The sequence below is a fragment of the Pseudomonas brassicacearum genome, from assembly GCF_000585995.1.
Taxonomy (GTDB): domain Bacteria; phylum Pseudomonadota; class Gammaproteobacteria; order Pseudomonadales; family Pseudomonadaceae; genus Aquipseudomonas; species Aquipseudomonas brassicacearum_A.
This window is the reverse complement of sequence record NZ_CP007410.1, coordinates 82,724-104,654: the sequence shown is the minus strand read 5'-3', so window position 1 is coordinate 104,654 and position 21,931 is coordinate 82,724. Positions and strand designations below refer to the sequence as shown.

27 protein-coding genes are annotated in these 21,931 nt (G+C 57.3%); 9 read left to right on the top strand and 18 right to left on the bottom strand.

Annotated elements, in window-relative coordinates:
* The first annotated feature begins 88 nt into the window (after window positions 1–88).
* Both CD58_RS00495 and CD58_RS00490 read left to right on the top strand, forming a co-directional pair.
* Complete coding sequence (locus CD58_RS00495; protein ID WP_025211146.1) at window positions 89–640, top strand: cytochrome c oxidase assembly protein; 552 nt, start codon at window positions 89–91, stop codon at window positions 638–640.
* Window positions 641–664: 24 nt separating this feature from the next.
* Window positions 665–1,552 (top strand): cytochrome c oxidase subunit 3, encoded by an 888-nt coding sequence (locus CD58_RS00490; protein WP_025211145.1) that lies wholly within the window; start codon window positions 665–667, stop codon window positions 1,550–1,552.
* 8 nt (window positions 1,553–1,560) lie between these two features.
* Here CD58_RS00490 and CD58_RS00485 read toward each other — a convergent pair whose 3' ends face one another.
* A complete protein-coding gene (locus tag CD58_RS00485) occupies window positions 1,561–1,764 on the bottom strand; it encodes a twin transmembrane helix small protein (protein WP_025211144.1) in 204 nt (67 codons plus the stop codon).
* A gap of 70 nt (window positions 1,765–1,834) precedes the next feature.
* Between CD58_RS00485 and CD58_RS00480 the strand changes: the two genes are divergently transcribed.
* From CD58_RS00480 to CD58_RS00460, 5 genes are read left to right on the top strand one after another with little or no spacing between them, the layout of a single operon-like run.
* A complete protein-coding gene (locus tag CD58_RS00480; RefSeq protein ID WP_025211143.1) occupies window positions 1,835–2,572 on the top strand; it encodes an SURF1 family protein in 738 nt (245 codons plus the stop codon).
* Window positions 2,538–3,131 carry a hypothetical protein gene (locus CD58_RS00475; protein WP_025211142.1) on the top strand — a complete coding sequence of 198 codons (594 nt, stop codon included), beginning with the start codon at window positions 2,538–2,540 and terminating at the stop codon, window positions 3,129–3,131. The genes CD58_RS00480 and CD58_RS00475 overlap by 35 nt, the downstream gene beginning before the upstream one ends.
* A 10-nt stretch (window positions 3,132–3,141) precedes the next feature.
* Entirely contained in the window at window positions 3,142–4,221 is a 1,080-nt protein-coding gene (locus CD58_RS00470; RefSeq protein WP_025211141.1) for a COX15/CtaA family protein, read from the top strand.
* Window positions 4,209–5,108 (top strand): heme o synthase, encoded by a 900-nt coding sequence (cyoE, locus tag CD58_RS00465; protein ID WP_025211140.1) that lies wholly within the window; start codon window positions 4,209–4,211, stop codon window positions 5,106–5,108. The genes CD58_RS00470 and cyoE overlap by 13 nt, the downstream gene beginning before the upstream one ends.
* A complete protein-coding gene (locus CD58_RS00460) occupies window positions 5,105–5,740 on the top strand; it encodes an SCO family protein (RefSeq protein WP_025211139.1) in 636 nt (211 codons plus the stop codon). The genes cyoE and CD58_RS00460 overlap by 4 nt, the downstream gene beginning before the upstream one ends.
* 730 nt (window positions 5,741–6,470) lie before the next feature.
* On the opposite strand, the gene CD58_RS00455 is transcribed toward CD58_RS00460, so the two are convergent.
* Window positions 6,471–7,721, bottom strand: a complete 1,251-nt coding sequence (locus CD58_RS00455) for an IS256 family transposase (RefSeq protein ID WP_025211138.1) — start codon at window positions 7,719–7,721, stop codon at window positions 6,471–6,473.
* Between the two features lie 447 nt (window positions 7,722–8,168).
* Between CD58_RS00455 and CD58_RS00450 the strand changes: the two genes are divergently transcribed.
* On the top strand, window positions 8,169–8,531 hold the full coding sequence (locus tag CD58_RS00450; RefSeq protein WP_025211137.1) for a DUF6124 family protein: 363 nt from the start codon (window positions 8,169–8,171) through the stop codon (window positions 8,529–8,531).
* Between the two features lie 258 nt (window positions 8,532–8,789).
* Window positions 8,790–9,209: a hypothetical protein gene (locus tag CD58_RS31320; protein ID WP_235195287.1), complete on the top strand. Its 420-nt coding sequence runs from the start codon at window positions 8,790–8,792 to the stop codon at window positions 9,207–9,209.
* A gap of 143 nt (window positions 9,210–9,352) precedes the next feature.
* On the opposite strand, the gene CD58_RS28840 is transcribed toward CD58_RS31320, so the two are convergent.
* From CD58_RS28840 to fmt, 16 genes are all read right to left on the bottom strand, one after another.
* Complete coding sequence (locus CD58_RS28840) at window positions 9,353–10,339, bottom strand: caspase family protein (protein WP_080712485.1); 987 nt, start codon at window positions 10,337–10,339, stop codon at window positions 9,353–9,355.
* Window positions 10,339–10,725, bottom strand: a complete 387-nt coding sequence (locus CD58_RS00440; protein ID WP_025211135.1) for a TIR domain-containing protein — start codon at window positions 10,723–10,725, stop codon at window positions 10,339–10,341. Before CD58_RS00440 ends, CD58_RS28840 begins: the two co-directional genes overlap by 1 nt.
* 405 nt (window positions 10,726–11,130) lie before the next feature.
* Window positions 11,131–11,907 carry a hypothetical protein gene (locus CD58_RS00435; protein WP_144238491.1) on the bottom strand — a complete coding sequence of 259 codons (777 nt, stop codon included), beginning with the start codon at window positions 11,905–11,907 and terminating at the stop codon, window positions 11,131–11,133.
* Between the two features lie 252 nt (window positions 11,908–12,159).
* Window positions 12,160–12,570 carry a hypothetical protein gene (locus CD58_RS00430; protein ID WP_025211133.1) on the bottom strand — a complete coding sequence of 137 codons (411 nt, stop codon included), beginning with the start codon at window positions 12,568–12,570 and terminating at the stop codon, window positions 12,160–12,162.
* A 100-nt stretch (window positions 12,571–12,670) separates the two neighbouring features.
* Window positions 12,671–12,979 carry a GNAT family N-acetyltransferase gene (locus CD58_RS28835; protein ID WP_235195286.1) on the bottom strand — a complete coding sequence of 103 codons (309 nt, stop codon included), beginning with the start codon at window positions 12,977–12,979 and terminating at the stop codon, window positions 12,671–12,673.
* A 236-nt stretch (window positions 12,980–13,215) separates the two neighbouring features.
* Complete coding sequence (locus CD58_RS00425; protein WP_025211132.1) at window positions 13,216–13,458, bottom strand: hypothetical protein; 243 nt, start codon at window positions 13,456–13,458, stop codon at window positions 13,216–13,218.
* A gap of 71 nt (window positions 13,459–13,529) precedes the next feature.
* The gene (locus CD58_RS00420) at window positions 13,530–13,811 is read right to left on the bottom strand and encodes a hypothetical protein (RefSeq protein ID WP_025211131.1); all 282 of its coding nucleotides are present in this window, start codon (window positions 13,809–13,811) and stop codon (window positions 13,530–13,532) included.
* A gap of 314 nt (window positions 13,812–14,125) precedes the next feature.
* Window positions 14,126–14,758 carry a histidine phosphatase family protein gene (locus tag CD58_RS00415; protein WP_235195285.1) on the bottom strand — a complete coding sequence of 211 codons (633 nt, stop codon included), beginning with the start codon at window positions 14,756–14,758 and terminating at the stop codon, window positions 14,126–14,128.
* A 175-nt stretch (window positions 14,759–14,933) separates the two neighbouring features.
* On the bottom strand, window positions 14,934–15,581 hold the full coding sequence (locus tag CD58_RS00410) for a ferric reductase-like transmembrane domain-containing protein (RefSeq protein WP_025211129.1): 648 nt from the start codon (window positions 15,579–15,581) through the stop codon (window positions 14,934–14,936).
* A 250-nt stretch (window positions 15,582–15,831) separates the two neighbouring features.
* Complete coding sequence (locus CD58_RS00405) at window positions 15,832–16,125, bottom strand: antibiotic biosynthesis monooxygenase family protein (RefSeq protein ID WP_025211128.1); 294 nt, start codon at window positions 16,123–16,125, stop codon at window positions 15,832–15,834.
* Between the two features lie 32 nt (window positions 16,126–16,157).
* Window positions 16,158–17,132, bottom strand: a complete 975-nt coding sequence (locus CD58_RS00400; RefSeq protein WP_025211127.1) for a zinc-dependent alcohol dehydrogenase family protein — start codon at window positions 17,130–17,132, stop codon at window positions 16,158–16,160.
* 64 nt (window positions 17,133–17,196) lie between these two features.
* The gene (locus CD58_RS00395) at window positions 17,197–17,499 is read right to left on the bottom strand and encodes an ArsR/SmtB family transcription factor (RefSeq protein WP_003177098.1); all 303 of its coding nucleotides are present in this window, start codon (window positions 17,497–17,499) and stop codon (window positions 17,197–17,199) included.
* Window positions 17,500–17,716: 217 nt separating this feature from the next.
* Window positions 17,717–18,028 (bottom strand): tetratricopeptide repeat protein, encoded by a 312-nt coding sequence (locus tag CD58_RS00390; RefSeq protein ID WP_025211126.1) that lies wholly within the window; start codon window positions 18,026–18,028, stop codon window positions 17,717–17,719.
* Window positions 18,029–18,201: 173 nt separating this feature from the next.
* Entirely contained in the window at window positions 18,202–19,575 is a 1,374-nt protein-coding gene (gene trkA, locus CD58_RS00385; protein WP_025211125.1) for a Trk system potassium transporter TrkA, read from the bottom strand.
* Between the two features lie 24 nt (window positions 19,576–19,599).
* Window positions 19,600–20,910, bottom strand: a complete 1,311-nt coding sequence (rsmB, locus tag CD58_RS00380; RefSeq protein ID WP_025211124.1) for a 16S rRNA (cytosine(967)-C(5))-methyltransferase RsmB — start codon at window positions 20,908–20,910, stop codon at window positions 19,600–19,602.
* Window positions 20,907–21,866 (bottom strand): methionyl-tRNA formyltransferase, encoded by a 960-nt coding sequence (fmt, locus tag CD58_RS00375; protein ID WP_025211123.1) that lies wholly within the window; start codon window positions 21,864–21,866, stop codon window positions 20,907–20,909. The genes rsmB and fmt overlap by 4 nt, the downstream gene beginning before the upstream one ends.
* Window positions 21,867–21,931: the final 65 nt, after the last annotated feature.

Here is a 21,931-nt window from a genome sequence, read left to right as displayed (position 1 = left end):
CTCGCGATGGCCGCGACTCGGTGTGTCAGACACACCGCTATCGCGAGCAAGCTCGCTCCCACAGGGTTCCTGGTAGGGACTGGAAATCATGGCTGATTCAATCTCGATGAAAAAACTGGTCACCCGCCTGTTGCTGGTGGTGGTGGCCATGTTCGTCTTCGGGTTTGCCCTGGTGCCGATCTACGACGTGATGTGCAAGGCGTTCGGCATCAACGGCAAGACCGCCGGGCAATACGAAGGCGAGCAAACCGTCGATGAGTCGCGCCAGGTTCGCGTGCAGTTCCTGTCGACCAATTCGGTGGACATGCCCTGGGACTTCTACCCCAAGGGCAATGAGCTGGTGGTCCGGCCGGGGGCGGTGAACGAGATGGTCTTCGTCGTCCACAACCCCACCAACCGGCCGATGAGTGCCCAGGCGGTTCCGAGCATCGCGCCGAGCAACGCGGCGGCCTATTTCCACAAGACCGAATGTTTTTGTTTTACCCAGCAAGTGCTGCAACCCGGCGAACGCATCGAAATGCCCATGCGCTTCATCGTCGACCGGGACATGCCCAAGGAAGTGAAGCACCTGACGCTGTCCTACACGCTGTTCGATATCACCGCTCGTCATCCACCGGTGGCTCTAAGCACTGACCGATAGCGTGCCCGATAAGGAGAACAATAAATGGCAACTCACGAACACTATTACGTTCCGGCCCAGAGCAAATGGCCGATCATCGCCACGGTCGGGATGTTCGTCACGGTATACGGCCTGGCGACCTGGTTTAACGACCTGAAGGCCGCCCGACCCGAATCCCACGGCCCGCTGATCTTTTTCGTCGGCGGCCTGCTGGTGGCCTACATGCTGTTCGGCTGGTTCGGCGCGGTGATCAAGGAAAGCCGCGCCGGGCTCTACAGCGCGCAGCTCGATCGCTCGTTCCGCTGGGGCATGAGCTGGTTCATCTTTTCCGAGGTGATGTTCTTCATCGCGTTCTTTGGTGCGCTGTTTTACGTGCGCACGATCTCCGCGCCAGGTTTAGCCGGTGAAGGCGCCAAGGGTATTTCCCATATGCTCTGGCCGACCTTCGAGTTCGCCTGGCCGTTGCTGAACAACCCCGACCCGAAACTCTTCCCGGCGCCCAAGGAGGTCATCAGCCCCTGGGGCTTGCCGCTGCTCAACACCATCCTGCTGGTCAGTTCCAGCGTCACCGTGACCATCGCCCACCATGCGTTGAAAAAAGGCCATCGCGGCGCGCTAAAAATCTGGCTGGCCCTCACCGTACTGCTGGGTTGTGCCTTCCTGGGCTTCCAGGCCGAGGAGTACATCCACGCTTATAAAGAGCTGGGCCTGACCCTGGGCTCCGGCGTCTACGGCGCGACCTTCTTCATGCTCACGGGCTTTCACGGCGCCCACGTCACCATCGGCACGATCATCCTGTTCGTCATGCTGATGCGGATCATGCGCGGGCACTTCGACAACGAGCATCAGTTCGGCTTCGAGGCGGCGAGCTGGTATTGGCACTTCGTCGATGTGGTGTGGATCGGCTTGTTCATCTTCGTCTACGTGCTCTGAGGCAGGCGTTACCAAGGAGCATGCGACACCAACTGGCCGCTGAAAAAACCCCAGGCAATCAAGCCGACGGTGATAGCGGCCAGACCGACCCGAATCGCCAGGGCGATGACCAGGCGATTGGAATTGCCCTCATCCTTGACCAGAAAAAACAGACCGCTGAACAGGCTGGCAATCGTGGCAATCAGCATCAGGACGATGGCTGCTTTTAGCATTAGGGACACTCCGGGGGGACGCGATGCACATGAGTATAGCTATCCCGTTCGACGGCTTTCGGACGGCGCCATGAAACACTTTCGGCCGGGCATCGTGCCGTCGCTGGTGGTCGCCATTCTGGTGCCGGTGATGGTGTGCCTGGGCTTCTGGCAATTGAGCCGGGGCGAACAGAAACGTGTGCTCATGGAGAGTTATGCCGAGCGCCGCGTGGCGCCGCCGCTGGACAGCGCCGAGCTGCAACACACGACAGATCCGGCGTTTCGCCCCGTCAGCCTGCACGGCCAGTTCGACGCCGAGCACAGCATTCTCCTGGACAACCGCCAGCACGACGGCAAGGTCGGCGTCGAACTGCTGCAACCCTTTCTCGATCACGCCACCGGGCTGTGGTTGCTGGTCAATCGCGGCTGGTTGCCGTGGCCGGACCGACGCACCCCGCCGGTCTTCAACACGCCTGATGCACCGGTGAGCCTGCAAGCCTGGGTCTACGTCGCCCCTGGCGCGACGTTCCAACTGCACGCCGATCCGGCCGGCGCCGCGTGGCCGCGCCTGGTCACCGCCGTCGAGCCCGACAAGCTCTGGGCCGAACTGGGCCGCAGCGGTTTCACCTATGAATTACGCCAACAAAACGGCCCCGGCGCCTACCGGACCGATTGGCCCGTGGTGGCCATGGGGCCGGAAAAACACCTCGGTTATGCCGTGCAGTGGTTCGCCATGGCGGCGGCGCTGTTCGGCCTTTTTCTTTATCTCGGATGGCACAACGCAGGGAGACACCATGGGAACCGCCATGAATCCAACCAACACGTCTGAAGCACCCACGGCCCACAACCGGCGCAAGGGGCGTCTGCAATTGCTGCTGATTGTGCTCGGGGTGGTCGGCCCGATGCTCCTGGCCACCGTCATGTACAAATTCCAGTTCTGGGTGCCGGACAGCCGCAGCTACCACGGCGAGCTGATCGGCACCGGCCAGACCCGCGCCGAGATTGGCGTGCAGGCCGATGAACAGCGCTGGCAGATCCTGGTCACGGCGCCGCAGGGCTGTGCGGTGGATTGTCGCCAACTGGTGTACCTCGCCCGCCAGGTGCAGATCGGCCTCGGTCGCGAAGCGTCCCGCGCCAGCCACGCCCTGGCCATCGCGCAACCGTTGGACGCCGAATATGACGCGCAACTGCAACGCGAATACCCGCAGCTGCAACGTTATCCACTGGACCTACCGGCCTATCAGAAAGGCGCCGAAGGCTCTGGCGGCGCTCAGCTGTGGATCATCGACCCCCACAGCAACCTGGTGCTGCGCTACGACGCCCGGGTCAAGGGCAAGGATCTGCTCAACGACCTGCGCCACTTGCTGAAACTGTCGAACATCGGATGAGGGCATCGACATGGCCAAACCTGGATTTCGCCTCGCGCTGTTTGCCACGCTGCTGGCACTGATCGTCGTCCTGCTGGGCGCCTACACCCGGCTCACCCACGCCGGCCTCGGCTGCCCCGACTGGCCCGGTTGCTACGGGTTCATCAGCGTGCCCAAGAGCGAAGCCCAACTGGCCCATGCCGAGTTGCACTTTCCCGACACTCCGGTGGAAGCCCACAAGGGCTGGAACGAGATGGTCCATCGCTACTTCGCCGGGACCCTGGGCCTGCTGATTACCGTACTGGCCGCCCGCGCCTGGATGAACCGCCGTCATCCTGGCCTGCCGTTGAAATTGCCGCTGTTCCTGCTGGCCGTGGTCTTTGCGCAAGCGGCGTTTGGCATGTGGACCGTGACCCTCAAGCTCTGGCCCCAAGTAGTCACCGGGCATTTGCTGGGCGGGTTCGCGACGTTGAGCCTGCTGTTCCTGCTCACGCTGAGATTGTCCGGCGTCCTGCCAGCGCTGACCGTGCCCAAACGCCTGCAACACTGGGCCACCGCCGGGCTGCTGCTGGTGATCGGCCAGATCGCCCTCGGCGGCTGGGTCAGCTCCAATTACGCCGCCGTGGCCTGCATCGATTTCCCCACCTGCCACGGCCAATGGCTGCCTCCGGCTGACTTTGCCAACGGCTTCCACCTCACCCAGCACATCGGCCCGAACTACCTGGGCGGGCAGCTCGACAGCGACGCCCGCACCGCCATCCACCTGACCCACCGCATCGGCGCCTTGCTGGTGACCGTGGTACTGCTGGGGTTGGCCTGGCAATTGAAGACCGTCGGCATGACCCGACTGGCCGGCCTGGTACTGGCTGCACTGGCAGCACAGATCACCCTCGGCATCAGCAACGTGCTGTTCCACTTGCCGCTGCCGGTGGCCGTGGCCCACAACGCCGGGGGCGCCGCGCTGCTGCTGACCCTGGTGCTGGTCAATTATCACGCCCGCACCAGCCTGGTCCGGGTCAAGCATCAAGTCCCGCTGCGCTGGCGGTTCAACCCGCATAAACACGGCGCCAGCCCCATAACTATAAAAGGAGAGATGCCATGGCAACCTTGACCGGTGAACGCCACAGCCAAGCGATCTGGCGCGATTACCTGGAGCTGACCAAGCCCAAAGTGGTGGTGCTGATGCTGATCACCTCACTGGTCGGCATGTTCCTCGCCACCCGCGCCGGCGTGCCGTGGACGGTGCTGGTATTCGGCAACCTGGGCATCGCCCTGTGCGCCGGTGGTGCGGCAGCGGTCAACCATGTGGTGGACCGGCGCATCGACGCGGTGATGGCCCGCACCCACAAACGGCCACTGGCCGAAGGGCGGATCTCCCCGGCCGCCGCCCTGACCTTCGCCCTGGCCCTGGCCGTGATCGGCCAAGCCTTGCTGCTGGCCTTCACCAACCCGCTGACAGCCTGGCTGACCCTCGCCTCACTGCTGGGTTACGCAGTGGTCTACACCGGCTTCCTCAAGCGCGCAACGCCGCAGAACATCGTCATCGGCGGCCTCGCCGGCGCGGCGCCACCGCTGCTGGGCTGGGTCGCGGCCACCGGGCACGTCAGCGCCGAACCACTGCTGCTGGTGCTGATCATCTTCGCCTGGACCCCACCGCACTTCTGGGCCCTGGCAATCCACCGCAAAGAGGAATACGCCAAGGCCGACATCCCGATGCTGCCAGTGACCCACGGCGAGCACTACACCAAGGTGCATATCCTGCTCTACACCCTGGTGCTGCTGGCGGTGAGCCTGATGCCGTTCGTGATCCAGATGAGCGGCATGCTCTACCTGATTTGCGCGCTGGTGCTCGGCGCCCGGTTCCTGCAATGGGCCGTGGTGTTGTACCGTGGCACTCGGCCGCACGCGGCGATCAACACCTTCAAGTACTCTATTTACTACTTGTTCCTGCTGTTCATCGCCCTGCTTGTAGATCATTACTTACTGTTGAGCCTATGACTCGAACCCAGAAAACCGTCTTCATCCTCGTGGCCGTGATCGCACTGATTCTCGGCCTGACCATCAACAAAGTGCTGTCGGGCAAAGGCCAGGGCGACCCGACCGCACTGATCGACGCCGGCATCATCCTGCTGCCCCAGAGCCGCAACCTGCCGGACGTGAAAATGACCGACCAGGACGGCCAGCCCGTGGCAATCGATGGCTTGAAGGATAAATGGAGCCTGCTGTTCTTCGGCTACACCTTCTGCCCGGACATCTGCCCCACCACCCTCGCCCAACTGCGCCAGATCAAAAGCGAGCTGCCGAAAGAGGCTGTGGATAAGTTGCAGATCGTACTGGTGAGCGTCGACCCGAACCGCGACACGCCCAAGCAGTTGAAGCAGTACCTGGGGTACTTCGATCCGCAGTTCATAGGGCTGACAGCTTCATCGGTTGAAGACCTGCAGAAACTGGCGAATGCGGTGAGCATTCCGTTTATTCCGGCGGATACCAGTAAGCCCAATTACACCGTCGACCACAGCGGTAACCTCGCAGTGATTGGCCCGGACGGCACCCAACGCGGCTTCATCCGCGCGCCGTTGAATAACCAGAAACTGGTGGCGCAGTTGCCGGAGATGCTGAAGCGCAAATAACCCTTCCAAGGGCATGCCGTTCAGCTAACCATCCATGCCGATCCATTGTGGTGAGGGAACTCCTTGTAGTGAGGGAATTCCCTGTGGCGAAGGGATTCCCTGTGGTGAGGAGTCCCTTGTGGCGAGGGGATTTATCCCCGCTGGGCTGCGCAGCAGCCCCCCAAGCCTGAACGCAATCAACACGGCAAAACGCTGTGGCTGGGCACTCTATTGGGCAAAAGCGTTGGCGCGTAACCCCGTGGCTGCGGCTCGGTAGATTTAGCTTTGTTCATAGCAAGAACCAAAAAAAACCGCCCATGTGGTGGTTTTTTTGTGTCAACAAAGCTCAGGTTCTGACACCAGCCATTAGGCCAATGGGTTCAAGCTCCTTACCTTTGGCGAGGCTGACCGACAAGAACTGGCGCTCGATGCTGGACGGGCAACCAGCCAGAAGGCGGGCCTCTACCTGGTACCGGGCAGCAAGCAACGGCTTTGGAGTACGCGTTGAAGTTTTCATGGAAAACTCGGGCAATAAATAAGATGGCGGAAGTGTTAGGAAACAATAGGACTCACGGACCAAGTCGCACAATCAGGCTGGGTCCGGTTTGGTTGTAGGCAAAGTCGCAGGGGCGTGGGCGTAGGCGTTTGTTCCTGTTGCCACTCTCTGTGGGAGCGAGCTTACTCGCGATGGGGACTGTCAGATATTTTGTGTGCGGGCCGGTAACGGCCTGCCGTTAGGCAGGCCATGCTTTTACCAGGTCGGTCTGATAAATCGATCTCCGTACAGAATCGCGAATTGATTCATCGCACTTTTCCAGTCATGGGCCGCTGAACCCCAGTTTGCTGTGATATTGCGCAGCCCAAGCCAGATCAGCTTGGTCGCCGCATCGTCGGTCGGGAAGTGGCCTCGGGTCTTGATGATCTTGCGCAGTTGAGCGTTGATGCTCTCAATGGCGTTGGTCGTGTAGATCACTTTTCGGATCGCCGGCGGGAAAACGAAAAAAGGAATCACACGATCCCAAGCGCGGCGCCAAGCAGCCACTACCGTCGGATACTGCTTGCCCCATGGCCCGCTTTCAAACGCATCCAGCGCTTGCTCGGCCGCTTCGGCGGTGACTGCCTGATAGATCGGTTTGAGCGCCTTGGCCAGTTCGCGGCGCTTATCCCAAGCCGCGTAATCAAGACTGTTGCGGATCAGATGAACAATGCATGTTTGCAGTGTCGTGTCCGGAAATACAGCGCTGAGAGCTTCCGGCATGCCTTTAAGGCCATCGGTCACAGCAATCAACACGTCTTCGACGCCGCGTGTCTTGAGGTCGTTGAACACCTTCATCCAGAATTTGGCGCCCTCGGTCGTTTCGATCCAAATGCCGAGAATATCGCGTGTTCCGTCAGGCAAAACACCCAAGGCCAGGTAGATTGCCTTGTTGCGAACCAGCCCCTCTTCGCGGATTTTGACCCGCAGAGCATCGAAGAAAATAACCGGATACATCGGCTCCAAAGGCCGCTGTTGCCAGGCACCGATCTCTGCCATGACTTCGTCGGTTACAGAGCTAATGAAGTCGGGAGAAACGTCCGTACCGTACTGCTCGGAAAGAAACGCACGGATCTCTCTAACAGTCATTCCGCGGGCATACATGGCGATGATCTTGTCGTCGAACCCAGTGTAACGCCGCTCGTGTTTGGGGATCAGGATGGGAGAAAAACTGCCGTCCCGGTCGCGAGGAATATCCAGTCGGAGCGGACCATCACCGGTTAGAACCGTCTTGCCGCTTTTGCCATTGCGCTGGTTGGTTTCATCCTCTGGGCGCTGCGCGCCCGGCGGATAGCCCAGGTGGTGGCCAAGCTCAGCACTCAAGGCTCGCTCGATCAAAGCCTTCTTGAACGCCGCAGAGGCATCCTCAATGGCTTCAGCGGTCATCGGTCCATCGGTAAATTGCTCAAGCAGCTCTTTCGGGATTTTCGGCAGCTCTCGCAACGCGGGTTTCTTCTTGGTTGGCATACATGCACCTCTTACTCATGTTATGCCCGAACACAAAATTTCTGACACCCCCTCGCGATGAAATCGACTCGGTTCCAGACCAAAACAAGTCACCCGCATCGCCGACAAACCCTGCTCCTACAGACTCCACCTACACCCCACCACCAACCCACGCATCCTTGCGCCTTTGCCTACAACTACGCCAGAATCCGCCCGCTTGTGCGCCTTGTCCCGGGGTTCTATTGTTTTCCTGCCACTGCCCATCAGTGGTCGGGTTTAGTAGCCCGGTTCACATCACGGTTGTACAAGTCTCATCAGATAGGCATTAGCCTATTCTCGATGGTGGCTGTGCGCATGGCGCCTTCGGGCGCGCCGGGTTTGGTGTGATCACCGGTCTACTAACTTGCGCACAGCCGCCTCCATTCCGTTTAGTAGCGAAATGGTGCGGCCCGTTAGAGGATCACACCAATGTTCAAAGTAACTCCGAACCCACCAGAAACAGACTCCACCGCACAGTCCGCAAAATCCAAAGCCAAGAAGCAAGACGAAACCACCAAACGCGTGCTCGATCACTACTTGCTGCCGAAATCTGAAAAATCTAAAGATGAACCAAAACCGGGCCAGCTATTCACCGTCGTGAAAGGCCTCGATAACGAATGCTTGCTCGCTAACCTCAGTGAGACGCTGGCTTCGGCTGATGCGATGGTGAGTGATTTGGCGTTTGAGTTGGATGGATCGAGGCGTCATGTGGCGCTGGGGATTCAGCAGTTGATTGAGCTGGGTTCGTTGTTGGCGAATCGGGTGTTGGATAATGTGGAGCCGCGGCAGTAGGTAAACGTTTGCCCATGAAAAAACCCGGCGTTCTGCGTCGGGTTTTGGTTCTTCCGTCCGTAGGAGCTGACGAAAAAGCTCTAGAAGTCTCGGATAGTTTTCCCCGCGTATCCCACCACACTCAAGCAGGCATCCCGTGTATCTACAAAATAAAGGGATCAGATGGCAAAATACAGATGAAAGACTACGTCCCCAGGGAGTAGCCCTCTTCGTAGAGTGAAGCGGCGCACCTCCATACTTTAGTAGCCCGGGGTGATAATGTACGTAAGCGATACGAGTTGTTCTGGCAAGCACTGTACTTTACCTTGCATCAACTCTAGAGCACATGTTCTACAAGACGCGGCAGATTTTTACCGCAGCAATTGCTACGATGACATGCCGCCGGCTCAAAACCCACCGAGAAAAGTGAGTAAACAAATGTTAGCGCAGGATTTACTTGAACTATTAGAACCACTTGCAGCAATCGAACACGAGCGCTGGTCCCACTGGCAGAAATATCTTCATTCTCAGTGCTCAAAGAACCGTGACGGTTCCCTGACAATTCCTTGCGAACTTGTTGAGAGATGGGAGCAGCAATTAAAAACGCCCTACCACAACCTTTCTCAAAAAGAAAAGGATAGCGATAGAGAGCAAGTCAAACGCTATTTGGATTTCATCCTGCAACAAATTGATATCTAACGATCAATCTCGGTAAATACCAAATTCACCGTCTCACTCAGACGAGGTTGCATAAATAAAAACCGTAGAAGCGACGACGCCAGAACCCGCCCTTAATTTTTTCTGCATTGCTTTATCAATGGAGTCAAAAAACTACGCTTAAATTATATCCTCTTCATTTCTGCCAGTTTTCTGTAGTGCGCCCCAAGGCCTGTCAGTTTACATCCTGTGGAATTAATAGCGGCATAAAACATGTGATCTGCATCTACCGGAACCACTAGACCATAACGATTGCATTTTTGGAGTTCTTTAAAGACTTTTACATTTTCATCGTTAACGGGCAGATGCCTATATTTCTCTGGAATGTTTATCCTATCAGGCTCGAAAGATGGATCAAGTGCGAAAACATCAGTCTTGTTGGGGAAGTATGTCACTAGCCTGCGCAACACATCCTTTGGGACTTTCGGTTCAACTTTTCGCAATGTTACAAAATGCTGAACATTTGCTTTATACATTGGCCGCTGCTCCCATGGCCCAAGGGTTTGATCGACGTGCGAATAAATTGCAGCCGGCGTGATATTTCCAAGAATGTCCGAACACCCGCCTCTAAGACCATCAAGCAATATATCCGTGAAAATTCCTCGGCCGTCCTCCTCCATTGCGCCACCTTCCCGATGGCTAGCAGTCAATATCGTGACACCAGTACCGATCGCTGATGCATTTCCATCAACTCCCGCCACTTCTCCAGCATAACCCGAATGGCAACAATCAAGGATGATCACACAAGACTTAATCTTCGGGTGGGCTCTATTCGCCAAACCGAGAATTTCAGAAAGTGAAGTGCCCCAAGCGCCACGGCGTCCATCACTACTCACAATATATCCAGCATTTGTCTCGGGCACGATTATTCCATGCCCGGCAAAATATAAGAGCGCCGTATCAGCCTCCCCGCTGAACAACTCAGAGATCGCATTAACCAGCGACTCACTCGTAACTTCCTGTTCATTGCTGACCAATTTTACAACAGAAAAATTGGGATCACCGTTTCCGTCATTCTCTAGCAACTCAGCGATAGCAACAGCATCATTCACACAACCCATTAACGGGGCACTAGGATATGCATCTATGCCAATTACTAAGGCTTTTTTCATTATCGTCCCCCGCCGATCAAAGCCTTCAGATTATCCCACGTCCACTTGTAAAGCTTGTCACCAAGTAATGCAGCTTTAGGTTTGACACACACAGCTTCTGAGTAGCCTTTAAGAAAAAAGTACGGAATATTTTCTTCTTGAGCAATTTTTACTTCCGCGCTTACGCCGACGGCTGTATCGGTGTTCTCGCCGCATATTACGCACACAACATCAACAGCCTTAATCCTCGTTCTAGCTTTCGCCTTCCAGTCATCATCAATGTGTTCTTTGATTGACCAATCCGCTAAATAAAAAGGGCTGTCCTCCAGCTTTGCTTGGCCGACGAGAAGGTTTTTCAAGGTTACATCATTGTCATAGTCAAAAGAAATGAAAGCGCGTGTTTTCATTGGAGAAATCCATATCTACTTGCGTTTAAGTTTGTGATATCACCTAGATGTCAGCCTCTCAAGATCATCAGGTTCAATGCGGTCAAGTACCTATCAGTCGTAGTTCCTAGATAAAAATAAACTATGAATTTTTTTAGAGCATTTATTTTTTAAAAAAACAAACTTTACAGCGCACGGTATCTTCGATTTTGACGGCTGGCGCACGTCGGCCGACGAAGCTACTGATTCGCACATCTACCAACGGACAAGATCTACTCTGAAAAATTTGCCAATTAAGTTCCGATCCGTTGCAGATAAGAGTCAACCCTGAGCGATTTAAGCTCAGGGGTTAAGTTTCTTTCAACTTAAGCTTTCTTGGGTAGCGGCGGTGGCGGTGGCTCACGACGTGGCAACGGCACATCACCTCTAACATTGCGCATCGGTGGTGGCGGTGGTGGTGGCGGCTTTTGGTCGGACATCACATATCTCCCTGTTGTTAGTTGCTGCATAAGCTGGAATAAAAGCGATAACTGACGCGATAACCGCGTAGATAACATATTTAGAAAACTGGTCTAGCTGGGCACTACGGCTATCATTATTCGTCGCGTTTCTCGTTGCGCCCATAATGTAATAGTCCATCATGGTCTGCATGAACTGCCCATTGGCTTGTACGATATTCCCATCATAATAGTCGAACAACGATTTTCGGTGACTTTCGAGTTTTTCAGCAGTCGGAATGACCAAATCGTCCTTGCGCACCCGCCAAGCTTTTGAAAAATGGGCCATCGCGACCAAGAGATAGACTCCGGCCATAAGATAAGCGATCCAGAAAAGAACCCCTTCGGTGGTTTCGACGCTTGGTGCCTTCGACAAAAGATAAGAAAGAAAGCTAAGCAGCGCCACAATCATTGCCAAAGGTAGATTGAGACGCGACATCAGTTTTTCTTTTCGTTCGGCTTCTGCGAGGTAAATTTTCTCGTAAAGCTTGTATTCTTCGTCGTCTGACTTCATCTGCATGCGACCATAACCCAAGGTTAAACCCATCATAGTATCAAAAAGCCATTTTGCGCCAGAGCAAAGTCGTACGATGGATCCAATTTCGCGCACTTGCTCGATAATCTGCTCATGAGCGATTTTTCCTTTCGTCACGACCAGAAAGGGAACAGCTTTATTTTTACAAAATAAACCCGTCCCGAATGGCACTTATTTACAGCTAACTAGCTGATAAAATTAAGGAAAACATTAAAAACCTGACTTTGCGCTACAAAAAAGGGGACGACAAAAAAGGAGACAGATTTATTTTAAGAAATCTGCCCCCTTTTTGTTGGGCTCAGGAAGGTGTGTTGGCCGGACGGATACGTTGAATCCACAGTCGATTGCAACCTTCGGTGACAGGCAGCAATCGGCCGAAAGCGGTCAGTGATGAGCGGCTGCTTCCGCCCCATAGCGGGAGGGTCAAATTTCTCGGCGACCGTAAGCCCGGGAACGGTGCAGGCCCATTGCGTCCCGCCAGTACAACGTACTCTCATACTGGAAGGTTAGCAGGAAGAGGGATGAGCAAGTCTGAGCAATCGACTCAGCGATTTTTTCCAGCTCATCCATAGATGACTGACCTTCAGGTTCAGGACCTTTGATTCTAATGCTGCAACGCATACCGACTTTGAATTCAAGACCTTTCTTGTCTTCGGCGTATATCGTGAAGTCAGTGGTTTCGTCGTCTGCTGTCAGCCTTAGCCCGGAGGCGAAGGCGGCCTCCAAAGCGCCATTCACATTTTCGACCTCTGTCGCACCGGCTTTTGCCAATGCCGTGCTCAGCATCGGAATTGTCAAAACGCGATCAGCTTCTATGTGCAGATCAAGACTCATTCAATATCCCTCCAGCTCCCGAACAAAGGGACAGATTTACTTCCAGTAAATAAACTTGTCCCTTCATTTAGTCCTCTTTCGTTTACGCGCTGAATTTAAACTACTCTGCCTCGAAAAATCCATATTGTTTTACAAACCGACGCTCGTCAGCCGCGTAACCTAGCCGCTGGTAAAATGTGTGGGCCTCTATTCGGTGGTCACTGCTAGTCACCTCAGCCCGGATGCAAAGTTGACTTGTAAAAAACGCATCGGCAGCGGCAACTAGCTTTGCCCCTACTCCTTGTCCTCGGAAGTTATCGTCAACGACTAACGAGGTAATACGTCCGAGTCTGCCTGGCTGATGAAACAGCTCAAGTACGTGCAAGCTTATAACACCAACAATATTTTCACCGTCTTGAGCCAGTAGCACTGGTATCGCAGGTACTAACGTCTAAAGCCTCAATCTTATTCCGGATAAGCTGTGGCGAGGCTTGGTAACCTAGCTGCCCTAGGAGTTTAGACACCGATTCCGCATCGGTTAGTAAGGCGTTTCGAATTTTCATATTGTTCTCGACAAAGTGAAACTCAAATAAAATCCATTACAAATAGTCATACTGCTTTACCGCAATTTTTCCGAACGCGCTCTATGAACCGTCCAACAGTCTATTAACTGCCGCCGTCAGCGCAGGGATTGTAAATTTCTAGCACATCAATCATTTCAGTGGTACTTACAGTAGACAGACCGACAGGAATGAAAGTTATCTGTTTGATTTTTTCACCGGTCGGACGCTGAAAGTTCACTTCCGGCCCGCTATAGCTATGTTGACCCTTGCTGTGAAGATAGTAGAACATGTTGGCTTTGAAGCGCGTATTGATCTCATCCCGATCGGCTTTCAGGGGGCCCAGCATATAAGCCGCATTGGAAGCAAACGCAAAAAAATACCCGTCTGCAGATGCTCCGCCAGGTACGGCTGAGCACATCACTTCCCCGATTTAAGAATACGTGCTAACACATACTTACCTTCGACAAAATGGGCCATCACTAAGCCGTCCGGGGTAACAATGCCAACGCCCTTCTCCGGCTTACATCCCGGAGCGCTCCCGTAGGGGTGAACGCACCAGTTCATTCTGGAGGAGTCTATGATCGTGGCCAGATGCAGATCCTGCTTCATTTGCTGTTTAGCTACAGGTGTGTCGTGAGCTATGCCTGCACAGGCGGCGAGAAATAGAGCGGTTGCTGCCATAAGCAAGGTGCGAAGCATCGTCGTTCCTTCGGTTAATCTTGAGCCATGTAGCCCTTCAGTCGGATGATGCCATAAGCTGATCGTGCGCTGACGCCGGCACTTAGCAAAGCCTTACTCTATGAGTGCTTCGCACTCAAGCGGGAGCAAGCTCCCTCGCCACGGGACCTTTGTCGGCTTTAAGGGCGGTGTCAGGATGGCGATCCAGTTTTTTGAGGAATACGATCATTTCTTTTTCGGGTTCTCGACAGACAGTTGCTCATGAGCTCGGATACCACGATCCACTGGCTTACCTGAACTCCCGCTTCATCGTAAGCAGTCAACCACCAACGCCCTTACCTTTCCAAAACCAAATCCGAAGGATCCCACCCTTCAGGGCGCTTCTGACCGAAAGCATCGCGTAGCTCGACATCAACATTCTCCAGCAAGAGCATCTGCCCGTTGCCGAGCTGCCAATCATAGAAGTCTGAAAAGTCTGCTTTCGCCAAGGCCCGGATCGTCTTTGCAACGAAGCCGTGGGCGACCAGCAAAACGTGTTTCGACGGGTAGCGCTTTTGCAGCTCGAGCAGCCCCTCTCGAACACGCTGAACCACGTCGCGAACCGACTCTCCATCCGTTGGCCCAACCGCCCAGCACCGCGTGATGTTTTGAGACCAAAGCTGCGGGTAACGCTCGCTTGCATCAGCCTGAGTCAGCCCCTCGAAAACACCCACACTGCGTTCGCGAAACGCATCCAGGGTTGAGCTTGGGAGGTTCAACGTGCGGTTCAGGATAACGGCGGTTTCTTGGGCTCTACGCAGAGGGGATACAACCATCGCATCCAGGTTGTCGGGCAAGTGCTTGGCTAGCGCGAGAGCCTGCTCTCTACCCCGCTGATTTAGCCCGGGATCAATGGATCCGACGTAGCGCTTCTCAGCGTTAGGCTCGGTTTCCCCATGCCGTACTACCCATAGATTCACGAGATCCATTTCCATCGCTCAGGGCAGGAAACTATAACAGCCTCGCCAAAAGGCAGCCCGCGCAGGCGTCCGCGTTCGCTGTCGGTGAGGAGCAGCGCCCTCGCCACGGAGCGCTTTGCAATAAACAACCAGAAAGCCGCTTCGCGTGTTCCGGACCGCTATGGCGGGCCGCCTGTCTGGACGATCAGGAGGCGACCGCTGCCCGGCGCATCGACGCTTGCCTGGCTTGGCTGCGTTTGTTAGCCATGGCCAGCTTGCCGACCAGTCGGATCGCCACGGCGGCGCAGGTGAGGCCGAAAGGCAGCACGTACCAGTCACTCATCGGGATACGTTTGAAGTTGGAGAAGGCAAATACCGCGGCGATGACCCACATGCCGGTGACATGCAATGCCTTCCAGGCCTTGGGCCCCAGCAGTCGGGCGGGCCCTTTGAATGAGGTCAGGGCCATCAGCAGGATGAAGGCGTAGGCGGTCCCGCCCGGGATGTTGTTGGCAACGGTGCGGGCGGGCCAGAACTCGGTGTTGAGTTGCCCATAGGCGTAGATCAGCACGGCATGCACCAGGTGGGAGAAGGCAAAGGCGAGGCCGATGAAGCGTCTCTCGCGGACCAGTGCCTTGGCGAGCGGTGAAGGCACCAGTACGGCAAAGGCCGACGCGGTGAACGCGATCAGAAACAGTGCGAAGGAGGAACGTGCGGTGGCGCGGATGGCGCTGCGCAGGCCCTCGATAAGGTCGGGTTGTACCGCGACAGCCGCGATGCTCATTGCCACCACCAGGGCGGCGATCAGGCTGAACAGCTGCCAGCCTTGAGGACGGTAGGATTGGGTATTCATCGCAAGATCTCCTGAAATAAGGGCTCGTCATTCGGGGATCCGATGGCGAGTCGATGGGGAGGATTCTGGCAACGGGATGTATACCGGCTATGTTCGAGAACCGGCGTTTATGCGTTGTTTTGAGTCTGTGAAGGCGCTGGATACAGTGGCTTACAAATGCAGGTCATGAATCCGAACGGTAGCGGCTGCACTTGGCGTGCAGCTAGAAAAATAGGGGGACGGATTTATTTTCTGCCCCCCTTCGTCAGTCCTAAAAGCTGCCCCCTTCAACATGGTAAACCCTCGGCTCCTCCGAAAAATATTCCTCCAACCCCATCATGAACAGCCGATGGTCTTCACTCGCTTCAAAGCCCGGTGTGTGGTCTTCCAGCGATTGCCATCGCACGATCAGGTTGAATTGCTCGGGGGTTTCGATCCCTTGCGCCAGCATGTGGCCGCCGTAACCCTTGGCCCGTGTGAGCAATGGAGCGACCTCGGCAAATGCACCTCGGAACGTTTCAATGCGTTCTTTGTGAACAGGAAACACAGCGATTTCGTAAACCATGACGCACCTCTGAATTGGCTAAAAGTCCGCACTTACGGGATGAGCGATGGCTCGACGGCAATCGCGACTTTTCCTCGAAGACCGTTGTTGGGGCTTTCCAACCGGGCATGAGCCAGGGGTATGTCGGCCAGCGAATAGACGGCGCCGACGTGGGGGCGCAGCTGACCGCGGGCGATCAATGCGCTCAACTCGTCCAGCTTGCCGCGGTTTTGTCGGGTGAATACGAAGTGATAGCTCGCGTTCTTGCCCCAGGCCTGGACGAGGTTTTGTGGCTGGGCGATGTCCACGATCGAGACGACGCGTCCCAGTTGGGCGAGGACGTCGGGGCTGCGGGACAGTGTGTTGCCGCCGATCGTATCGAACACCACATCCACGCCGTGGCCAGCGGTTTCCCGAAGGACAGCGTCGACATAATCTTCTTTTTCGTAGTCGATGATCACGTCGGCCCCCAAGTTGCGGGCGAACTCAGCGTTTGTTTCGCGCACAGTGGTAAACACCCGGGCGCCCATGGCTTTCGCCACTTGGATCGCGACATGCCCGACGCCTCCAGCGCCGCCGTGGACAAGAATGCTCTCCCCGACCCTGAGCGCCGCGCGCACCACCAGCGCCTCCCACACCGTCCCGCCCACCAGGGTCAGGCTTGCGGCCTCAAGATGGCTCAGCTCGGGCGGTTTCTTCCCGACAATGCTTTCGGCCGCGACGTGGTACTCGGCATAGCTGCCTGACCCTTCAAATATTTGCGGGGTGTACCAGACTTCGTCTCCAGGGGCGAAGGTGGTCACACCGGGCCCAACGGCTTCGACCACGCCGGATACGTCGTGGCCGGTGATGGCCGGCAGTGGCACCAGGTCGGGATAGTCGCCGCGTCGAACCTGGTAATCCAGCGGGTTGATGGAAGTGGCGTGTACGCGGACCAAGACTTGCCCCGCTTGCGGAACGGGCTTGGGCACGTCGCGGAGTTCGAACGATTCAGGACCGCCGAATGATTTAAGAATCATCGCTTTCATAGTAAATCCTCGTATCGACAAAAAGGGATATCGGAATATCTCGATATTCTGTGGTAAAAAAACGCTACAGGTCTTTGCCAATGATCTCGGCGAGAGCACTGATGGTTGCTTCATTGCGTTTGTAATAGGTCCACTGGCCGATGCGCCTGACTTCGACCAGACCCACCCGTTGCAACGTGGCCAGATAACCGGACACCGTTGACTGCGACAGGCCGATCCCTTCCTGGATACTGCTGACGCAGACGCCGACCGTGTGAACGTCACCCTCATCCTGCGGGGGGAAGTTCTTTGCCGGATCCTTCAAACCTTTCAGGATTTGGAGACGTGTCGGGTTTGAGAGGGCTTTGAATATTTCGAGTAGGTCCATGCGGCGAGGATATCGAGATTTTTCGATATGTCAATACGTGAATTTGGATAGCTCGTGAGCTAGGGTTTTGAGGTTGCTTCGCAGCCTAGCGGGGATAGATCCCCTTGCCACAGGGAGTTGTGTGTCGGTTGCTTGGGGGGGGCTGGTATTGAATATGAGTGCTTCGCACTCAAGCGGGAGCAAGCTCTCTCGCCACAAAAAGCGGTTTTTTGTGAATTCAGGGATGGCGATCCAGTTTCTTGAGGAACACGGTCATCTCTTTCTCGGCTTGTTTGTCGCCGTGGGCGCGGGCGGCTTCCAGGCCTTGCTCCCAGGCTTGACGGGCGGCCGGTAGGTCTCCTTGGCCTTGGTGGGCCTTGCCCAGTAGTTTCCAGGCGGCTGAGTACTTGGGGTCGAGTTCGACGCAACGTTGGAAGTGTTCGGCGGCTCGGGTGAATTCGCCGAGGTCGAGATAGCCCTTGCCCAGGCCGAAGCGTAGCAGGGCGTTGTCCACGCCTTTGGCGAGCATTTTTTCCAGGGAGTCGAGCATGGGGGCGTCCTCGGTTGTGTCAGTGATTGATCTGTTGGCCGTTGGACCGCTTTCGCGAGCAAGCCCGCTCCCACAGTAGATCTGTGTTGCTCACAATTGTCGTGAACAACACCTAATCCTGTGGGAGCGGGCTTGCCCGCGAAGTCGAACGATCAGGCATCGCAGATTCCGGATCAGAAGAAACTCAACCCCACATGGAACAGTTTCTCGACGTCGCGAATGTGCTTCTTGTCCACCAGGAACAGGATGACATGGTCGCCGGTCTGGATGGTGGTGTCGTCGTGGGCGATCAGTACTTCTTCGTGACGGATGATCGCGCCGATGGTGGTGCCGGGCGGCAGGCCGATGTCGCGGATGGCTTTGCCGATGACTTTGCTGGACTTGGCGTCGCCGTGGGCAATGGCTTCGATGGCTTCGGCCGCGCCGCGGCGCAGGGAGTGGACGCTGACGATGTCGCCGCGGCGCACGTGAGCGAGCAAGGTGCCAATGGTTGCCAGTTGCGGGCTGATGGCGATGTCGATGTCGCCGCCCTGGATCAGGTCGACGTAGGCCGGGTTGTTGATGATGGTCATGACCTTCTTCGCCCCCAGGCGCTTGGCCAATAGCGACGACATGATGTTGGCTTCGTCGTCGTTGGTCAGGGCCAGGAAGATGTCGGCGTCAGCGATGTTTTCTTCCATCAGCAGGTCGCGGTCAGAGGCACTGCCTTGCAACACCACGGTGCTGTCGAGGGTGTCCGAGAGGTAACGGCAGCGCGCCGGGTTCATCTCGATGATCTTGACCTGGTAGCGGCTTTCGATGGCTTCGGCCAGGCGCTCGCCGATCTGCCCGCCGCCGGCGATGACGATGCGCTTGTAGTTCTCATCGAGACGACGCATTTCGCTCATCACCGCGCGAATATTCGCTTTGGCGGCGATGAAAAACACCTCGTCGTCCGCTTCGATCACCGTATCGCCCTGGGGCAGGATCGGCCGGTCACGTCGGAAAATCGCCGCGACCCGCGTCTCCACATTCGGCATGTGCTCGCGCAGCTGGCGCAGTTGCTGGCCCACCAGCGGCCCGCCGTAGTAGGCCTTGACCGCCACCAGTTGCGCCTTGCCTTCGGCGAAGTCGATCACCTGCAGGGCACCGGGGTGCTCGATCAGGCGCTTGATGTAGTTGGTCACCACCTGCTCGGGGCTGATCAGCACGTCCACCGGAATCGCTTCGTTGTCGAACAGGTCGGCGCGGGTCAGGTAGGCCGCTTCGCGCACCCGGGCGATTTTGGTCGGGGTGTGGAACAAGGTGTGAGCGACCTGGCAGGCGACCATGTTGGTTTCATCGCTGTTGGTCACGGCCACCAGCATGTCGGCATCGTCGGCACCGGCCTGGCGCAGCACCGTAGGCAAGGAACCCCGGCCTTGTACGGTGCGGATGTCGAGGCGGTCGCCCAAGCCCCGCAGGCGTTCGCCGTCGGTGTCGACCACGGTGATGTCGTTGGCCTCACTGGCCAGATGTTCCGCCAGCGAACCGCCGACCTGCCCTGCGCCGAGGATGATGATTTTCATCCAGTCACTCCTATCGAATCGGTTTTAACCGCGTGCGGCGGCGATCTTGATCAGTTTGGCGTAGTAGAACCCGTCATGTCCGCCTTCCTGGGCCAGCAACTGGCGGCCATGGGGCTGCTTGAGACCGGCCTGGCTGGCGATGTCCAGTTCCCGGGCGCCCGGGGTGCGGGCGAGGAAGGCCTCGATCACTTCGGTGTTCTCGGTCGGCAAGGTCGAGCAGGTGGCGTAGAGCAACATGCCGCCGACTTCCAGGATCGGCCACAGCGCATCGAGCAGTTCGCCTTGCAATGTGGCCAGTGCGGCGATGTCGTCCGGCTGGCGGGTGAGTTTTATGTCCGGGTGGCGACGGATCACCCCGGTGGCCGAACACGGCGCGTCCAGCAGGATGCGCTGGAACGGTTTGCCGTCCCACCAGGTCGCGGTGTCGCGGCCGTCGGCGGCGATCAGCTCGGCGTCCAGGCCCAGACGTTCGAGGTTTTCCTTGACCCGCACCAGGCGCTTGGCTTCCAGATCCACCGCCACTACGCCGGCCAGCTTCGGCTCGGCCTCAAGGATGTGGCAGGTTTTGCCGCCCGGCGCGCAGCAGGCGTCCAGCACCCGTTGGCCGGGGGCCAGCTCCAGCAGGTCGGCGGCCAGTTGCGCGGCTTCGTCCTGGACGCTGATCCAGCCTTCGGCGAAGCCCGGCAGGGCGCGCACATCGCCCGGGGTTTCCAGCACGATGCCGTCGCGGCTGTACTGGCACGGGATGGCCGGGATGCCCGCCTCGCCCAGTAAGGCCAGGTAGGCATCGCGGGTATGGTGACGACGGTTGACCCGCAGGATCATCGGCGGATGGGCGTTGTTGGCCGCGCAAATGGCTTCCCATTGCTCGGGCCAGAAGGCCTTCAGGGATTTCTGCAACCAGCGCGGGTGGGCGGTGCGCACCACCGGGTCGTGTTCCAGCTCGGCCAGCAGGGCTTCGCTTTCCCGTTGGGCGCGGCGCAACACGGCATTGATCAGGGCCTTGGCCCAGGGCTTTTTCAGCTTGTCGGCGCAACCCACGGTTTCGCCGATGGCAGCGTGGGCGGGAACGCGGGTGTAGAGCAATTGATAAAGCCCCACCAGCAGCAGCGCTTCGACGTCAGCGTCGGCGGCCTTGAACGGTTTCTGCAGCAACTTGGCCGCCAGGGCCGACAGCCGCGGCTGCCAGCGGGCGGTGCCGAACGCCAGGTCTTGGGTGAAGCCGCGATCACGGTCTTCAACCTTGTCCAGTTGGGTCGGCAGGGAACTGTTGAGCGAGGCTTTGCCACTGAGGACAGCGGCAAGTGCCTTGGCGGCGGCCAGACGCGGGTTCATGAGGCATCCACCGCTTGGCCCAAGAGGGTGCCGACGGCAAATTTCTCACGGCGGCTGTTGAACAAGTCGCTGAAGTTCAGGGCCTTGCCGCCGGGCAATTGCAAACGGGTCAGGCACAGCGCTTGCTCACCGCAGGCGACGACGAGGCCGTCCTTGCTGGCGCCGAGGATTTCACCGGGGGCGCCCTGCCCTTCGGCGTAACTGGCCGCCAGCACTTTCAGGGCTTCACCGTTCAAGGTGCTGTGGCAGATTGGCCAAGGATTGAAGGCGCGCACCAGGCGCTCCAGCTCAATGGCCGGGCGACTCCAGTCGATGCGGGCTTCGTCTTTGTTCAATTTGTGTGCGTAAGTGGCGAGGCTGTCGTCCTGCACTTCGCCTTCCAGCGTGCCGGCAGCCAGGCCGGCAATGGCCTCGACCACGGCGGGCGGGCCGATCAGCGCAAGGCGGTCGTGCAGGCTGCCACCGGTGTCTTCGGCGCTGATGGGGGTGCTGACCTTGAGCAGCATCGGCCCGGTGTCCAGGCCGGCTTCCATGCGCATCACCGTGACGCCGCTCTCGGCATCGCCGGCTTCCACGGCGCGCTGGATCGGCGCCGCACCGCGCCAGCGCGGCAGTAGCGAGGCGTGGCTGTTGATGCAACCCAGGCGCGGAATATCCAGCACCACTTGCGGCAGGATCAAGCCGTAGGCGACCACCACCATCAGCTCCGGCTGCAGCGCGGCCAGTTCGGCCTGGGCTTGGGCATCACGCAGGGTTGGTGGCTGCAACACTTGAATACCGTTTTCCAGGGCCAGCTGCTTGACCGGGCTGGGCATGAGTTTTTGCCCACGGCCGGCCGGCCGATCCGGCTGGGTGTAGACCGCGACGATTTCGTGGGGGCTGGCCAGCAGGGCCTTGAGGTGTTCGGCGGCAAATTCGGGAGTGCCGGCAAAGACGATGCGCAGTGGCTCAGTCATGGGAAGCTCTCAATTACAAAGCAGTCGCAAAAAGAAAAAGGCTTGCCGTGGCAAGCCTTTGAAAG

Excerpts from the sequence above, each read along its gene's own strand:
- CD58_RS00495 (WP_025211146.1), top strand. The coding sequence starts at position 89 with ATGGCTGATTCAATCTCGATGAAAAAACTGGTCACCCGCCTGTTGCTG.
- CD58_RS00490 (WP_025211145.1), top strand. The coding sequence starts at position 665 with ATGGCAACTCACGAACACTATTACGTTCCGGCCCAGAGCAAATGGCCG.
- CD58_RS00485 (WP_025211144.1), bottom strand. The coding sequence starts at position 1,764 with ATGCTAAAAGCAGCCATCGTCCTGATGCTGATTGCCACGATTGCCAGC.
- CD58_RS00480 (WP_025211143.1), top strand. The coding sequence starts at position 1,835 with ATGAAACACTTTCGGCCGGGCATCGTGCCGTCGCTGGTGGTCGCCATT.
- CD58_RS00475 (WP_025211142.1), top strand. The coding sequence starts at position 2,538 with ATGGGAACCGCCATGAATCCAACCAACACGTCTGAAGCACCCACGGCC.
- CD58_RS00470 (WP_025211141.1), top strand. The coding sequence starts at position 3,142 with ATGGCCAAACCTGGATTTCGCCTCGCGCTGTTTGCCACGCTGCTGGCA.
- cyoE (WP_025211140.1), top strand. The coding sequence starts at position 4,209 with ATGGCAACCTTGACCGGTGAACGCCACAGCCAAGCGATCTGGCGCGAT.
- CD58_RS00460 (WP_025211139.1), top strand. The coding sequence starts at position 5,105 with ATGACTCGAACCCAGAAAACCGTCTTCATCCTCGTGGCCGTGATCGCA.
- CD58_RS00455 (WP_025211138.1), bottom strand. The coding sequence starts at position 7,721 with ATGCCAACCAAGAAGAAACCCGCGTTGCGAGAGCTGCCGAAAATCCCG.
- CD58_RS00450 (WP_025211137.1), top strand. The coding sequence starts at position 8,169 with ATGTTCAAAGTAACTCCGAACCCACCAGAAACAGACTCCACCGCACAG.
- CD58_RS31320 (WP_235195287.1), top strand. The coding sequence starts at position 8,790 with ATGTACGTAAGCGATACGAGTTGTTCTGGCAAGCACTGTACTTTACCT.
- CD58_RS28840 (WP_080712485.1), bottom strand. The coding sequence starts at position 10,339 with ATGAAAAAAGCCTTAGTAATTGGCATAGATGCATATCCTAGTGCCCCG.
- CD58_RS00440 (WP_025211135.1), bottom strand. The coding sequence starts at position 10,725 with ATGAAAACACGCGCTTTCATTTCTTTTGACTATGACAATGATGTAACC.
- CD58_RS00430 (WP_025211133.1), bottom strand. The coding sequence starts at position 12,570 with ATGAGTCTTGATCTGCACATAGAAGCTGATCGCGTTTTGACAATTCCG.
- CD58_RS00425 (WP_025211132.1), bottom strand. The coding sequence starts at position 13,458 with ATGCTGGGCCCCCTGAAAGCCGATCGGGATGAGATCAATACGCGCTTC.
- CD58_RS00420 (WP_025211131.1), bottom strand. The coding sequence starts at position 13,811 with ATGCTTCGCACCTTGCTTATGGCAGCAACCGCTCTATTTCTCGCCGCC.
- CD58_RS00415 (WP_235195285.1), bottom strand. The coding sequence starts at position 14,758 with ATGGATCTCGTGAATCTATGGGTAGTACGGCATGGGGAAACCGAGCCT.
- CD58_RS00410 (WP_025211129.1), bottom strand. The coding sequence starts at position 15,581 with ATGAATACCCAATCCTACCGTCCTCAAGGCTGGCAGCTGTTCAGCCTG.
- CD58_RS00405 (WP_025211128.1), bottom strand. The coding sequence starts at position 16,125 with ATGGTTTACGAAATCGCTGTGTTTCCTGTTCACAAAGAACGCATTGAA.
- CD58_RS00400 (WP_025211127.1), bottom strand. The coding sequence starts at position 17,132 with ATGAAAGCGATGATTCTTAAATCATTCGGCGGTCCTGAATCGTTCGAA.
- CD58_RS00395 (WP_003177098.1), bottom strand. The coding sequence starts at position 17,499 with ATGGACCTACTCGAAATATTCAAAGCCCTCTCAAACCCGACACGTCTC.
- CD58_RS00390 (WP_025211126.1), bottom strand. The coding sequence starts at position 18,028 with ATGCTCGACTCCCTGGAAAAAATGCTCGCCAAAGGCGTGGACAACGCC.
- trkA (WP_025211125.1), bottom strand. The coding sequence starts at position 19,575 with ATGAAAATCATCATCCTCGGCGCAGGGCAGGTCGGCGGTTCGCTGGCG.
- rsmB (WP_025211124.1), bottom strand. The coding sequence starts at position 20,910 with ATGAACCCGCGTCTGGCCGCCGCCAAGGCACTTGCCGCTGTCCTCAGT.
- fmt (WP_025211123.1), bottom strand. The coding sequence starts at position 21,866 with ATGACTGAGCCACTGCGCATCGTCTTTGCCGGCACTCCCGAATTTGCC.